Origin of the sequence: Streptococcus sp. HN38 (assembly GCF_028335765.1) — a bacterium.
GTDB classification, from domain to species: Bacteria; Bacillota; Bacilli; order Lactobacillales; family Streptococcaceae; genus Streptococcus; species Streptococcus suis_P.
In genome coordinates, this window is record NZ_CP116604.1 from 469049 (window position 1) to 482616 (window position 13568).

11 protein-coding genes, 1 rRNA gene and 2 pseudogenes are annotated in these 13568 nt (G+C 41.8%); 12 read left to right on the top strand and 2 right to left on the bottom strand.

The features are described 5' to 3' along the window. Positions 1 to 14: 14 nt before the first annotated feature. From PHA78_RS02320 to PHA78_RS02350, 8 genes and pseudogenes are all read left to right on the top strand, one after another. Positions 15 to 752 carry a Stp1/IreP family PP2C-type Ser/Thr phosphatase gene (locus PHA78_RS02320; protein ID WP_004194145.1) on the top strand — a complete coding sequence of 246 codons (738 nt, stop codon included), beginning with the start codon at positions 15 to 17 and terminating at the stop codon, positions 750 to 752. After that, positions 752 to 2410: pseudogene (gene pknB, locus PHA78_RS02325) on the top strand (Stk1 family PASTA domain-containing Ser/Thr kinase); the annotation flags it as partial. The gene PHA78_RS02320 and the pseudogene pknB, both read left to right, overlap by 1 nt. Positions 2411 to 2530: 120 nt before the next feature. Next, positions 2531 to 2746 (top strand): annotated as a pseudogene (locus PHA78_RS12510) (serine/threonine protein kinase); the annotation flags it as partial. A gap of 324 nt (positions 2747 to 3070) precedes the next feature. Beyond that, complete coding sequence (gene liaF / locus PHA78_RS02330; protein WP_232503813.1) at positions 3071 to 3730, top strand: cell wall-active antibiotics response protein LiaF; 660 nt, start codon at positions 3071 to 3073, stop codon at positions 3728 to 3730. Next, positions 3727 to 4743 carry a sensor histidine kinase gene (locus tag PHA78_RS02335; RefSeq protein ID WP_004195187.1) on the top strand — a complete coding sequence of 339 codons (1017 nt, stop codon included), beginning with the start codon at positions 3727 to 3729 and terminating at the stop codon, positions 4741 to 4743. Before liaF ends, PHA78_RS02335 begins: the two co-directional genes overlap by 4 nt. After that, a complete protein-coding gene (locus PHA78_RS02340; RefSeq protein WP_024398623.1) occupies positions 4715 to 5356 on the top strand; it encodes a response regulator transcription factor in 642 nt (213 codons plus the stop codon). The genes PHA78_RS02335 and PHA78_RS02340 overlap by 29 nt, the downstream gene beginning before the upstream one ends. A 49-nt stretch (positions 5357 to 5405) precedes the next feature. Next, a complete protein-coding gene (locus PHA78_RS02345) occupies positions 5406 to 6806 on the top strand; it encodes a bifunctional Cof-type HAD-IIB family hydrolase/peptidylprolyl isomerase (RefSeq protein ID WP_029173958.1) in 1401 nt (466 codons plus the stop codon). A gap of 1 nt (position 6807) precedes the next feature. Next, complete coding sequence (locus PHA78_RS02350) at positions 6808 to 7179, top strand: S1 RNA-binding domain-containing protein (protein ID WP_002937017.1); 372 nt, start codon at positions 6808 to 6810, stop codon at positions 7177 to 7179. Positions 7180 to 7205: 26 nt separating this feature from the next. Here PHA78_RS02350 and cysK read toward each other — a convergent pair whose 3' ends face one another. Continuing rightward, positions 7206 to 8132 (bottom strand): cysteine synthase A, encoded by a 927-nt coding sequence (gene cysK, locus PHA78_RS02355; RefSeq protein ID WP_029173960.1) that lies wholly within the window; start codon positions 8130 to 8132, stop codon positions 7206 to 7208. Between the two features lie 88 nt (positions 8133 to 8220). Continuing rightward, positions 8221 to 8853, bottom strand: coding sequence for a YigZ family protein (locus PHA78_RS02360; protein ID WP_272158415.1), 633 nt, complete (start codon positions 8851 to 8853; stop codon positions 8221 to 8223). Positions 8854 to 8909: 56 nt separating this feature from the next. Between PHA78_RS02360 and PHA78_RS02365 the strand changes: the two genes are divergently transcribed. From PHA78_RS02365 to PHA78_RS02380, 4 genes are all read left to right on the top strand, one after another. Beyond that, entirely contained in the window at positions 8910 to 10202 is a 1293-nt protein-coding gene (locus PHA78_RS02365) for a DEAD/DEAH box helicase (protein WP_024377223.1), read from the top strand. After that, positions 10195 to 10860 carry a ComF family protein gene (locus PHA78_RS02370; RefSeq protein WP_024377224.1) on the top strand — a complete coding sequence of 222 codons (666 nt, stop codon included), beginning with the start codon at positions 10195 to 10197 and terminating at the stop codon, positions 10858 to 10860. The genes PHA78_RS02365 and PHA78_RS02370 overlap by 8 nt, the downstream gene beginning before the upstream one ends. Positions 10861 to 10937: 77 nt before the next feature. Further along, positions 10938 to 11480 (top strand): ribosome hibernation-promoting factor, HPF/YfiA family, encoded by a 543-nt coding sequence (gene hpf / locus PHA78_RS02375; protein WP_014637536.1) that lies wholly within the window; start codon positions 10938 to 10940, stop codon positions 11478 to 11480. Positions 11481 to 11903: 423 nt separating this feature from the next. Next, positions 11904 to 13452 (top strand): 16S ribosomal RNA (locus tag PHA78_RS02380). Positions 13453 to 13568: the final 116 nt, after the last annotated feature.

Sequence of the window (13568 nt, forward strand, 5' to 3'; positions counted from 1 at the left end):
CAACGATAAAAATTATGGAAATTGCATTACTTACTGATGTAGGACAGAAACGTTCGAACAACCAAGACTATATCAATCGCTACAAAAACCGCGCAGGGATTGATTTGGTCGTGTTAGCTGATGGAATGGGTGGTCACCGTGCCGGCCATATTGCTAGTGAAATGGCAGCAACAGATTTGGGAGCTGCTTGGGTTGATACTCAATTAGTGACCTTAAATGATGTCCGTGAATGGATGGTTGCAATCATTGATGCTGAAAACCAAAAGATTCATGAACTTGGACAGACAGAAGAATACAAGGGGATGGGAACAACTCTTGAAGCAGTTGTTGTCATCGACAACCAAATGATCTATGCCCATGTTGGAGATTCACGAGTTGGATTGATTAGAGATGGCGAATACACACGTCTAACCAACGACCATTCGCTGGTAGGTGCCCTTGTTCGAGCTGGTCAGCTCACAGAAGAAGAAGCACAGCGTCATCCTCAAAAAAATATTGTAACGCAGTCCATTGGACAAGCCGAACCAATTGAACCAGACATTGCTTTGAAAACTCTTGAGGTTGGAGATTATGTCCTTATTAACAGCGATGGCTTAACCAATATGGTACCAACCGAGGACATTCGTGATATTGTATTGAGTGATGTTTCAATTGAAAGCAAGGTAGAAACACTTGTACGTTTTGCCAATAATGCAGGCGGTCTAGATAATATTACAGTAGGTTTGCTTCACATTACGGAGGAGGCTAGGTAATGATTCAAATCGGTAAGATCTTTGCCGGTCGGTATCGAATCGTTCGGCAAATTGGTCGAGGCGGTATGGCAGATGTTTACCTAGCAAGAGATTTGATTTTAGATGGAGAAGAGGTTGCTGTTAAAGTTCTTCGGACCAACTATCAGACAGATCAAATTGCTATCCAGCGTTTTCAACGTGAAGCGCGTGCCATGGCAGAACTTGACCATCCCAATATCGTTCGTATTTCGGACATCGGTGAAGAAGATGGTCAACAGTATCTGGCTATGGAATATGTCAATGGCCTCGATTTAAAACGTTATATAAAAGAAAATGCACCACTCTCCAACGATGTTGCGGTGCGAATTATGGGACAGATTCTCCTTGCTATGCGAATGGCGCACACGAGAGGAATTGTCCATCGAGATTTGAAACCTCAGAACGTCCTTTTGACTTCCAATGGAGTCGCTAAAGTAACAGACTTTGGTATTGCAGTCGCTTTTGCTGAAACGAGTTTGACACAAACCAACTCCATGTTGGGTTCTGTTCACTATCTTTCACCTGAGCAGGCGCGTGGTTCGAAGGCGACCATTCAAAGTGACATTTATGCGATGGGGATCATCCTTTTTGAAATGTTGACGGGTCGCATTCCCTATGATGGAGACAGTGCTGTGACGATCGCTCTTCAGCATTTCCAAAAACCTCTCCCATCTGTTAGAGAAGAGAATGCCAACGTACCTCAGGCCTTAGAAAATGTTGTACTAAAAGCAACGGCTAAAAAATTAAACGAGCGCTATAAGTCGGTTGCAGAAATGTATGCAGATTTAGCTTCGGCTCTATCCATGGATCGTCGGAATGAACCCAGGGTTGAACTAGAAGGGAACAAGGTTGATACAAAAACCTTGCCAAAACTCTCCCAGGCCAATGTTGAAACGAAAGTACCGCATACAAATAGTTCTGCCCAAGTTTCTGCGACGGATAAAGGGCCTGGTAAGAAAGAAGTGGCGAAGTCGGGAAATAAGCCTGTTTCAAAACCAAGGCCAGGTATGCGTACACGCTACAAAGTCTTGATAGGGGCTATTTTGTTAACAGTCATAGCGGCTGGAATCGTGTTTTTCAACACTCCACGAACAGTTACAGTCCCTGATGTGTCTGGTCAAACCGTTGAAAAAGCTACAGAAATGATTGAAGTGGCAGGATTGGAAGTTGGAAACATCACAGAAGAAGCGACAGCGACTGTAGATGAAGGCTTGGTAATACGGACCTCTCCGGCTGCAAAGACGACCAGACGTCAAGGAAGTAAGATTGATATTGTAGTAGCAACGGCTGCGATGGTATCTATTCCAGATGTGACAGATAAGGATTCTGATACTGCACGGCAGGAATTGGAGGCTCTTGGTTTCCAAGTGACAATAAAAGAAGAATATAGCGAAAAAGTTGCCCAAGGACTTGTCATCAAAACAGATCCAGGAGCAAATAGTTCTGCTGAGAAGGGGGCAAAAATTACCCTTTATGTTTCCAAAGGAGTAGCGCCACAAGTTGTGCCAAACGTTGTTGGAAAAACTCAGGAGAATGCTACTCAAATTCTTCAGACAGCAGGCTTCAGTATTGGAACTATTACTCAGGAATATAGCTCATCTGTTACTGCGGGTCAGGTTATCAGTACAGATCCCGTTGCCAATACAGAGTTAACAAAAGGTTCTATCATCAATCTAGTTGTTTCAAAAGGAAAAGAATTGATTATGCCTGATTTAACATCTGGCAATTACACCTATTCACAGGCACGTAGTCAATTACAAGCGCTAGGCGTCAATGTGGAAAGCATTGAAAAACAAGAAGATAGAAGCTATTACTCAACGACAAGTGACATCGTCATTGGACAATATCCTGCTGCTGGAGCAACAATTGATGGAACAGTTACCTTGTATGTCTCCGTTGCATCGACCGGCACTAGTAGTGATTCCTCAACAGGAAGTTCCACCAGCACAAGTACTTCAACAGATAGCGGACGATAAAGATGAATAAGGTTGGGCAGATGCCGAACCTTTTTCTCTTGATTAGAGAGCGTAGCTTGTGAGCGATCCCTTATGCCAAAATTGTTTCCTTCTGTCCATCAAGAGTGATGGCCTAGGAGTGATTTGCATAGTTTATAGTCATGTTTAGTTTATTTTGCTTGCTTCGTTAATTTACTTTGCCGTACCCAAGTATAGCCTGCATCTCGTTGCTTTGAACTAATATTTCCTACTTTGGATGGAGTTCTTTTACTTATTTTTTGTTACAATAGTATAGAAAGGATGGAGAAGATGCGGAAAGTTCAATTTTTTCTACTAATAGAAAGTATGATTTTTACGATGGCAGCCTTTGATGTGGTAGCCAATGAGGCCAGTCGGACCCTGCTACTTTTCTCTGCCTTATTACTCATCATTTGGTACTTCCTAGGAAGAAAAGTCAACAGTGTTTTACTGGTCAGCTCCTTATCTCTATTATTTTTGGTCTTTGTTTTAAATCCCTTCTTCATTATTGGGATTATGCTACTAGTCGTGTACATGCTGATTAATTTCTTTTCACGTTATGAAAAGAGAAACCAATATACCCACATTGTTTTTAGTGACTATTCTCTACAGGTTCAAAAAGAGAAAAATAGATGGTTTGGCAACCACGACCACTCTCAAGATAGGTTTGGTTTTGAAGATATTAACATTGTACGCTTGTTTGGCAATGATGTAGTTGATTTGGATAAGACTGTATTAGTTGGTAGAGATAATATTGTTGTAATTCGTAAAACGTTTGGACAGACAAAAATTATTGTTCCAATTGATGTTGAGGTAGCACTTTCAGCAACTAGTATCTATGGACGAGTAAGTTTCTTGGGTGAATCATACTGGGATTTGCGGAATGAAAGTATAGCGGTCAATAGTCCCGATTATCAAGAATCACACAAACGTGTAAAAGTCGTTACCAATAATATACTGGGAGATGTGGAGGTGGTTCGCGTATGAGAAAACGTACCTACCTACTCCTCGCCTGGTTTGCCTGTCTTATTGTTTTTGTGGTGATTGCTTCCACCCTCCCACTTTTAAATTATTCATTGCTAGATGTTACGCTCTGGATTTCAACGGAGCAGCTCGTGTTTACTCTCATTCTACTAGTTATTGTTTTGACCCTTTTTCTAGCTGTAATGGTACAAACTGTCAGTCTAGCCTCCACTCAGGTTATGCGGACGAAGTTACAAGCTATCTTGAAGAATAAAAGTATTCGAACAGATACCGAAAGTGATCAACTCTTGCTCCAGTTGTCGGATAAGGTCAGAAACCTCACACGTCAGGTGCAGCTGGTTGACAATCAAGATTTAGTCAAGAAAGAAGAGATTGTTGAGGGAGAACGGAAACGGATTGCCAGGGATTTGCATGATACGGTTAGTCAAGAGTTATTTGCAACGAGCATGATTTTGTCAGGATTATCGTCCAATCTATCCACTCTTCCGCAGGAAACCTTGCAGGAACAGCTGATGCTCGTGAAAGACATGATTGAGTCTGCCCAAAGAGACCTACGCATCCTATTATTACATCTACGCCCAAGTGAACTCGAAAGTAAAACCTTGGTTGAAGGATTTGAGCTGATTTTGCGTGAAGTTAGTGACAAAAGTAATATTATCGTTCATTTCCAACATGAAGTAGAGGAGCTACCGAAACTAATTGAAGAACATCTCTTCCGCATTGCGCAAGAAATTATCAGTAATACCTTGCGACATGCCAAGGCCAAGCATTTGGATGTTTACCTCTTGCAGAAGGAAACAGAACTTCAGTTGAAAATGGCAGACGATGGTATCGGCTTCCAACAAGGTGCAGATGATGAATTAAGTTACGGTCTTCAAAACATACGTGAGCGGGTTGAAGACATGGCTGGAACGATAAAAATTCGCACAGCTCCAAATAAGGGAGTGGCGATTGATATTCGTATCCCACTATTGAAAGGAAAAGAAGATGAATACGATTCGAGTGATGTTGGTTGACGACCATGAGATGGTTCGTCTAGGATTGAAAAGTTACTTAAATTTACAGCCAGATGTTGAAGTAGTTGCAGAAGCTAGTGATGGCGAGGAAGGTTTGGCTAAAGCATTAGAGGTTAAACCCGATGTTGTAGTGATGGACTTGGTTATGCCCAAGATGACTGGCGTAGAAGCAACCCTGGCCTTGCTGAAGGAATGGCCGCAAGCGCAGATTGTCATCCTGACCTCCTATCTAGATAATGAAAAAATCTATCCTGTGCTGGAAGCAGGAGCTCGTGGCTATATGTTAAAAACGTCAAGTGCTGACGAAATCTTAGCCGCCATCCGCAAGGTAGCTCTTGGAGAATATGCTATTGAGACAGAAGTAGAGAAAAAAGTAGAGCACCATAAACGCCACCCAGATTTACATGATGACTTGACAGTTCGTGAACGCGAAATCTTGACGCTGTTAGCCAAGGGATATGATAATCAACGAATTGCAGATGAGTCCTTCATTTCCCTAAAAACTGTTAAGACCCATGTTTCCAATATCTTATCCAAACTAGCTGTTAGCGATCGTACTCAAGCAGTTGTTTATGCTTTCCAGCATGGTTTGGTGGCGCAAGAGGACCAATAGTGGTATAATGAAAATTAGTTAATTTTCAACCAAAGGATAGTGGAATTATATGGATGCAAAACTCAGATATAAGGCAAAAAAAATAAAAATAGTCTTTTTTGACATTGACGACACGCTACGTGTAAAGAATACAGGCTACATTCCTGAATCAATTCAGCAGGTTTTCAAATCACTGAAAGAAAAGGGAATTTTGACAGGAATTGCGTCAGGACGAACTCCTTATGGTTTGGTGCCAGAAATCAAAGCCTTAAAGCCAGACTTTTTCGCTATGATTAACGGCTCCTACGTAGAAGATGCCAAAGGTCAGGTAGTGTACCATCAGCCGATGCCCCAAAATTTAGTAGAATCTGTATTAAATTGGGCTAAAGAAATTGGAATCGAATATGGTATGCTTGGTAGTCAAAAAGGGACACTTTCTGCACGAACTGACCGCATTAGTCAAGTAATTGACTTGATTTATGAAGGTTTGGAAACAAACCCAACTTTTTATAAAGAAAATGACATCTACCAATTGCTAACTTTCGAGAAAGATGGTCACGAAGTAGAACTTCCAGAAGAGTTGCAAGCGGAATTGCGTAGTGTTCGTTGGGATGCTATTTCATCGGACATTGTGCTAAAAGGCTCTTCCAAAGCAACTGGTGTTGCTAAGGTTGTTGAAAAACTAGGCCTGAAACCTGAAAATGTCCTAGTGTTCGGAGATGGACTCAACGATATTGAGTTATTCGATTATGCAGGAATTAGTATCGCTATGGGGCATTCGCATCCAGAACTGCAAAAGCATGCAGATTATATCACAAAAAAAGTAGAAGAAGATGGCATTTTTGATGCCTTGGAGAAATTAGGTATGGTAGAAAAAGAAAAATATTTCCCGCAATTAGATTTGGAAAATGTTACAGGACCAGTTGCGCATATCAAGACTAACCATGGTAAGTTAACAGTAAAACTCTTCCCTGAAATTGCACCCAAAACTGTAGCAAATTTCGTAGCTCTTTCTAAAGATGGCTATTATGACGGAATTATCTTCCATCGTATTATCAAAGACTTTATGATTCAAGGTGGCGATCCAACCGGAACAGGTATGGGTGGTGAATCTATTTATGGTACTGCGTTTGAAGATGAATTTTCAATGGAAGCTTTTAATCTCAGAGGAGCCTTGTCAATGGCCAATGCAGGACCAAATACAAATGGAAGCCAATTCTTTATCGTTCAAAACCAAAACTTCCCATACAATGCGAAAGAATTAGAACGAGGCGGTTGGCCTAAAGAAGTTGCAGAAGCCTATGTCAAAAATGGCGGGACACCACATCTAGATCAACGCCACACAGTGTTTGGTCATCTAGTTGATGAAGACTCCTTCGTCGTCTTGGATGCTATCGCAGCGGTTGCAACAGATTCAGCAGATCGTCCACATGAAGATGTTGTAATTGAGACCATCGAAATAGAGGATTAAGATGAAAATCGGAGATAAACTCAAGGGGACGGTAACGGGCATTCAGCCGTATGGAGCCTTTGTACAATTAGAGAATGGGACGACGGGCCTAATCCATATCTCGGAAATCAAAACAGGTTTTGTTGATAATATTTATGATCATTTAAAATTGGGGCAAGAGGTTTTGGTACAGGTAGTCGACTTTGATGAATATACTGAAAAGGCTAGTTTATCAATCCGGACCTTAGAAGAAGAACAACAAAAAATTCCGCGTCATCATCGTTTTACAAATGAACGGAATAAAATTGGTTTTTCCCCTTTAGCAAAACAACTTCCGAAATGGATTGAGGAAGCTAAAGGCTATCTCAAAGAACACAAAGAAAAGAAGGTATAGGATGCATTCCTAACCTTCTTTCTTTTTTAATCATTGAACTCGTAAAGAGCTGTTGACAAGTAACGCTCACCATTATCAGGCAAGATTGCCAACACTTTTTTTCCAGTTCCCAACTCCTTAGCGACTTCGATAGCAGCGTGAATTGCTGCACCTGAAGAAATACCAACTAAGAATCCTTCTTTTCCACCGATAGCACGACCTGTAGCTAAGGCATCATCGGATTTGACACGAATAATGCCATCATAGGCGCTAGTGTCCAAAGTATCTGGAATAAAACCTGCCGAAATACCTTGGATCTTGTGCGGACCAGGTGCTTCACCAGATAAGACAGCTGATTCATCAGCTTCGACAGCATAGATAGCAATATCTGGATTTGCTGTCTTCAAAATATGCGAAACACCTGAAACGGTACCACCAGTACCAACGCCAGATACAAAGGCATCTAAACCGGTTGTGCCAAAGTCTTCCAAAATTTCCTGTCCTGTTGTATCTTCGTGAACTTTTGGATTGGATGGATTAGCAAACTGGAAAGGAACCCAGCCATTTTTTTCTTCAGCAATCTCTTTTGCTTTGGCGATAGCCCCTTTCATCCCTTCGCTACCAGGAGTCAAGACAAGTTCAGCTCCATAAGCTTGGATAATCTTACGACGCTCAACACTCATGGTTTCAGGCATGACGATAATCACCTTATAACCTTTTGCTGCTCCAACCCAAGCAAGACCGATACCAGTGTTACCACTTGTTGGCTCAACAATAGTATCTCCAGGTTTGATTGTACCAGCTTTTTCAGCATCTTCAATCATAGCCAAGGCGATACGGTCTTTTACAGAAGATCCTGGGTTAAAGGCCTCTAATTTCACATAGACCTCCGCTGCCCCCTCTGGAACGATATTATTGAGTTTAATAACAGGTGTTTTTCCAACTAATTGAGTAATGTTTTGATAAATAGCCATAAGGCACCTCCAAATTATGTTACCACTAGTATATAGTAGAGAAGCTAAAAAGTATAATATAAAAAAACTATCTCGCCGATAGCTTTTTTTAATAGACAGGTACCTCAACGATACGAGAGTTAGCTTTTTCCGCGGATACCTTTCCGTGGTAAAAGTCAGTGAGACTTGCTAAGGTTTGTTCAAGGAATTCTTTATCTACAAAAATCATGGTTGAAACTTCAGTAGTAAACTGGGTATCAAATTCTTCCAGACCTCGCTCCGCTCGCCAATTGGCAAACTCTTGGTATTGGGCATAGGACATGCTAATGGAAATCCCTTCCTGCTCCTTGACTTCCACAACCCCGATTTCCTTGACTGCATTAGCCACGGCTCCAGCGTAAGCACGAATAAGTCCGCCTGCCCCGAGTTTGATACCTCCAAAATAGCGGGTAACCACCGTTGCGACATTGGTCAGTTTGTGATTTTCTAAAACCGTCAGCATTGGCACACCAGCAGTACCAGACGGCTCCCCATCATCTGAGGAACGCTTGATTTCCATATTTTCTCCAAGGACAAAAGCAGAGCAGTTATGAGTAGCCTTGTACTGTTCTTTCTTGATTTTGTTGATAAAGTCGCGAGCTTCCTCCTCGCTGGTCACTCGTTTCATAAAGCAGATAAATCGTGACTTTTTAATTTCTTCTTCAACAATACCATCTTCTCTAATTGTTTTAAATTCTTTCATAACCAAATTGTACTAATTTTTTTAAAAACTGACAAGAAATTCCGAATAAATAAGTGATGAAAGAATTAGAAAATTATTATGGAAGATTATTTACCAAATACCAATTGACAGCAAAAGAAAGAGAAAAAGCAGAAAAAGTGCCAAGTATTACAAAAAAGAATAACTGCTTTCGCTGTGGAACAACTTTTGAAGAAGAAAACAAATTGCCAAACGATGCTTATTACTGTCGAGCCTGCTTGCTTCTAGGCAGAGTACGGTCAGACGAAAAACTCTATCATTTTCCTCAGAAAGATTTTTCAATCACTAAGTGTTTAAAGTGGAAAGGTCAATTAACTGATTGGCAACAAAGAATTTCAGATGGACTAGTTGCAAACGTGGAAAATAATCGTGCGACATTGGTTCATGCAGTAACAGGAGCAGGTAAGACAGAAATGATCTACCACACCGTTGCCTCAGTGATTGATAAAGGCGGAGCGGTTTGCCTAGCCAGTCCTCGAATTGATGTTTGTATCGAACTCTATAAACGTCTGCAAAATGACTTTTCAGTTCCAATTAGTTTACTGCATGGAGAGTCTGAACCCTATTTCCGAACTCCATTAGTTGTAGCAACCACACATCAGTTATTAAAATTTTATCAGGCCTTTGATTTGGTTTTGATTGATGAAGTAGACGCCTTTCCCTATGCAGATAATCCCATGCTCTATCGAGCAGCAGATAATGCGGTCAAGGAAGACGGAGTTCAAGTTTTTCTGACGGCGACTTCAACAGATGAATTGGATAAAAAAGTCAGAATGGGTAAATTAAGCCGTCTTAGTTTGCCAAGGCGCTTTCATGGCAACCCACTTGTTGTCCCGCAAAAAGTCTGGTTTAGTAAATTCGATGATACCCTAAAGAAAAATAGACTAGTTCCAAAGTTGAAAAAAGCGATTGAAGAACAGAGAAAGTCGGGCTTTCCCTTACTCATTTTTGTCCCAGAAATCTCCAAAGGTCAAGAATTTACCAAGATAATGAAAAAAACATTCCCAGAAGAAACAATTGGCTTTGTATCCAGTCAAACAGAAAATCGCCTTGAAATAGTTGAAGGGTTTCGCAAGAGAGAAATCACAGTCTTAATCTCGACTACTATTCTTGAACGTGGGGTGACCTTCCCATGTGTAGACGTCTTTGTTGTTCAAGCCAATCATTACCTCTACACAGCGTCAAGTCTTGTTCAGATTGCAGGCCGGGTCGGCAGGAGTATGGAACGTCCGACTGGTTTACTCCAGTTTTATCATGAGGGAAGTACAGGAGCCATTGAAAAGGCAATCGCTGAAATTAAACAGATGAACAAGGAGGCTGGTTATGTCTAATTGTCTATTGTGCGGTCAAGCTATGAAAAATAAAACAAGATTTTCAGATCTCATCTTCTTTAGTAAAGAAAAATCGGGCACTTGTGAAGAATGTTTTTCGACTTTTGAGGAAATAGCAGAGCAACACTGTCCACATTGTTATAAAAATGGAGAATCGGAAAGTTGCAAGGATTGTCAGTACTGGCAGAATCAAGGGAAACCAGTTGTCCACACAGCTTTGTACCGATATAATCAAGCGATGGCACATTATTTTAGTCGCTACAAATTTCAAGGAGACTATGTTTTAAGAAATATTTTTGCTAAAAAGCTTAGAATAGCGTTAAGCCAATTTCCTGACTACACAATTGTTCCCATACCAATTAGTCAAAAACGACTATCAGAACGCGGTTTTAATCAAGTGGAAGGACTTTTGAGTGCTACAAATATTCCCTATCAGTCCCTTCTTGGAAAGTATGAAAGCCAAAAACAATCATCTAAAAATCGTGCAGAGAGACTAGAAGCAAAACAGATGTTCTATCTATTAGATGAAAAAGAAGTGCCAGAAAAAATATTATTATTCGACGATATATATACAACAGGAGCCACAATCCAACTTGCTGTAGAACTTTTCATGAAAATTGGTAGGAAAGAAATCAAAACATTTTCACTAACACGATGAGAAAACGGTTGCATTTATTTAATAATGTGATATAATAATAGTGAAGAAAGGCGAAAGCCAAGAAAGAGGTACTAAATATGATTAAATTCAGTATTCGTGGAGAAAACCTTGAAGTTACAGATGCACTTCGCACCTATGTAGAAGAGAAAGTAGCTAAGATTGAGAAATATTTCAATGAAGAACAAGAGTTGAATGCTAAAGTAAATCTAAAAGTTTACCGTGACAAGCGTGCAAAAGTAGAAGTGACAATTCCAGTTGGAGCAGTTACACTTCGCGCAGAAGATATTTCACAAGAAATGTATGGCTCTATCGATCTTGTAGTAGATAAGATTGAACGCCAAATTCGTCGTAACAAAACCAAGATTGAACGAAAACATCGTCAAAAAGTGGCAACTGGTCAAGTCTTTACAGATGAACTTGTTGAGCAAACAGGCGAGGAAGTAAAAGTGGTTCGTACTAAGCAAGTAGACTTGAAACCAATGGATATGGAAGAAGCAGTCCTCCAATTGGAGTTGCTTGGACATGATTTCTTTATCTATACAGATGCTAATGACGGTACAACAAATGTATTGTATAGACGTGAAGATGGAGATTTGGGTCTTCTAGAGGTACGTCAATAAGGATAATAAAACAGTTGCAGTTTTTGCAGCTGTTTTATTATTTTCAAAAACCCGGTTGACAAAGTATATAAGTCGTGATAGAATAAATGAGTTGTCTCTTGAGGGGCTAGTTAATAGAGGAACGAAAAAAAAGTTTCGAAAAAGTGTTGACAAGACCATCAGAAGATGATAGAATGATTGAGTTGTCTCTTGAGGAACTGGTTAACAGAGGGACGAAAAAAAGTTTCAAAAAAGTGTTGACAAAGTTCACAAGAAATGATAAACTAAGATAGTTGTCGCGAGAGCGATGAACAAGACCTTTGAAAATTAAAGAAGACGAACCAAACGTGCAGGGTGATTTATCTAAGGATAAATCGTCAATGACAAAACAAAACAAAACAATAAAACGGAAAGCTAGCAATAGCTTGAGTTTGAATCAAAACTTTTAATGAGAGTTTGATCCTGGCTCAGGACGAACGCTGGCGGCGTGCCTAATACATGCAAGTAGAACGCTGAAGTCTGGTGCTTGCACTAGACGGATGAGTTGCGAACGGGTGAGTAACGCGTAGGTAACCTGCCTCATAGCGGGGGATAACTATTGGAAACGATAGCTAATACCGCATAACAGTATTTACCGCATGGTAGATGTTTGAAAGGAGCAATTGCTTCACTATGAGATGGACCTGCGTTGTATTAGCTAGTTGGTGAGGTAACGGCTCACCAAGGCATCGATACATAGCCGACCTGAGAGGGTGATCGGCCACACTGGGACTGAGACACGGCCCAGACTCCTACGGGAGGCAGCAGTAGGGAATCTTCGGCAATGGGGGCAACCCTGACCGAGCAACGCCGCGTGAGTGAAGAAGGTTTTCGGATCGTAAAGCTCTGTTGTAAGAGAAGAACTGTGAGAAGAGTGGAAAGTTTCTCATTTGACGGTATCTTACCAGAAAGGGACGGCTAACTACGTGCCAGCAGCCGCGGTAATACGTAGGTCCCGAGCGTTGTCCGGATTTATTGGGCGTAAAGCGAGCGCAGGCGGTTTGATAAGTCTGAAGTAAAAGGCTGTGGCTTAACCATAGTACGCTTTGGAAACTGTCAAACTTGAGTGCAGAAGGGGAGAGTGGAATTCCATGTGTAGCGGTGAAATGCGTAGATATATGGAGGAACACCGGTGGCGAAAGCGGCTCTCTGGTCTGTAACTGACGCTGAGGCTCGAAAGCGTGGGGAGCGAACAGGATTAGATACCCTGGTAGTCCACGCCGTAAACGATGAGTGCTAGGTGTTGGGTCCTTTCCGGGACTCAGTGCCGCAGCTAACGCATTAAGCACTCCGCCTGGGGAGTACGACCGCAAGGTTGAAACTCAAAGGAATTGACGGGGGCCCGCACAAGCGGTGGAGCATGTGGTTTAATTCGAAGCAACGCGAAGAACCTTACCAGGTCTTGACATCCCGATGACCGCCCTAGAGATAGGGTTTCTCTTCGGAGCATCGGTGACAGGTGGTGCATGGTTGTCGTCAGCTCGTGTCGTGAGATGTTGGGTTAAGTCCCGCAACGAGCGCAACCCCTATTGTTAGTTGCCATCATTCAGTTGGGCACTCTAGCGAGACTGCCGGTAATAAACCGGAGGAAGGTGGGGATGACGTCAAATCATCATGCCCCTTATGACCTGGGCTACACACGTGCTACAATGGCTGGTACAACGAGTCGCAAGTCGGTGACGGCAAGCTAATCTCTTAAAGCCAGTCTCAGTTCGGATTGTAGGCTGCAACTCGCCTACATGAAGTCGGAATCGCTAGTAATCGCGGATCAGCACGCCGCGGTGAATACGTTCCCGGGCCTTGTACACACCGCCCGTCACACCACGAGAGTTTGTAACACCCGAAGTCGGTGAGGTAACCTTTTAGGAGCCAGCCGCCTAAGGTGGGATAGATGATTGGGGTGAAGTCGTAACAAGGTAGCCGTATCGGAAGGTGCGGCTGGATCACCTCCTTTCTAAGGAAATGGAAACCTGTACGTCAGTCTTCTTTAATTTTGAGAGGTCTTGTGGGGCCTTAGCTCAGCTAAGCGAAACCTTTAGGTTGAAGCTTTGTCGAAACTAGCGGAGCTAG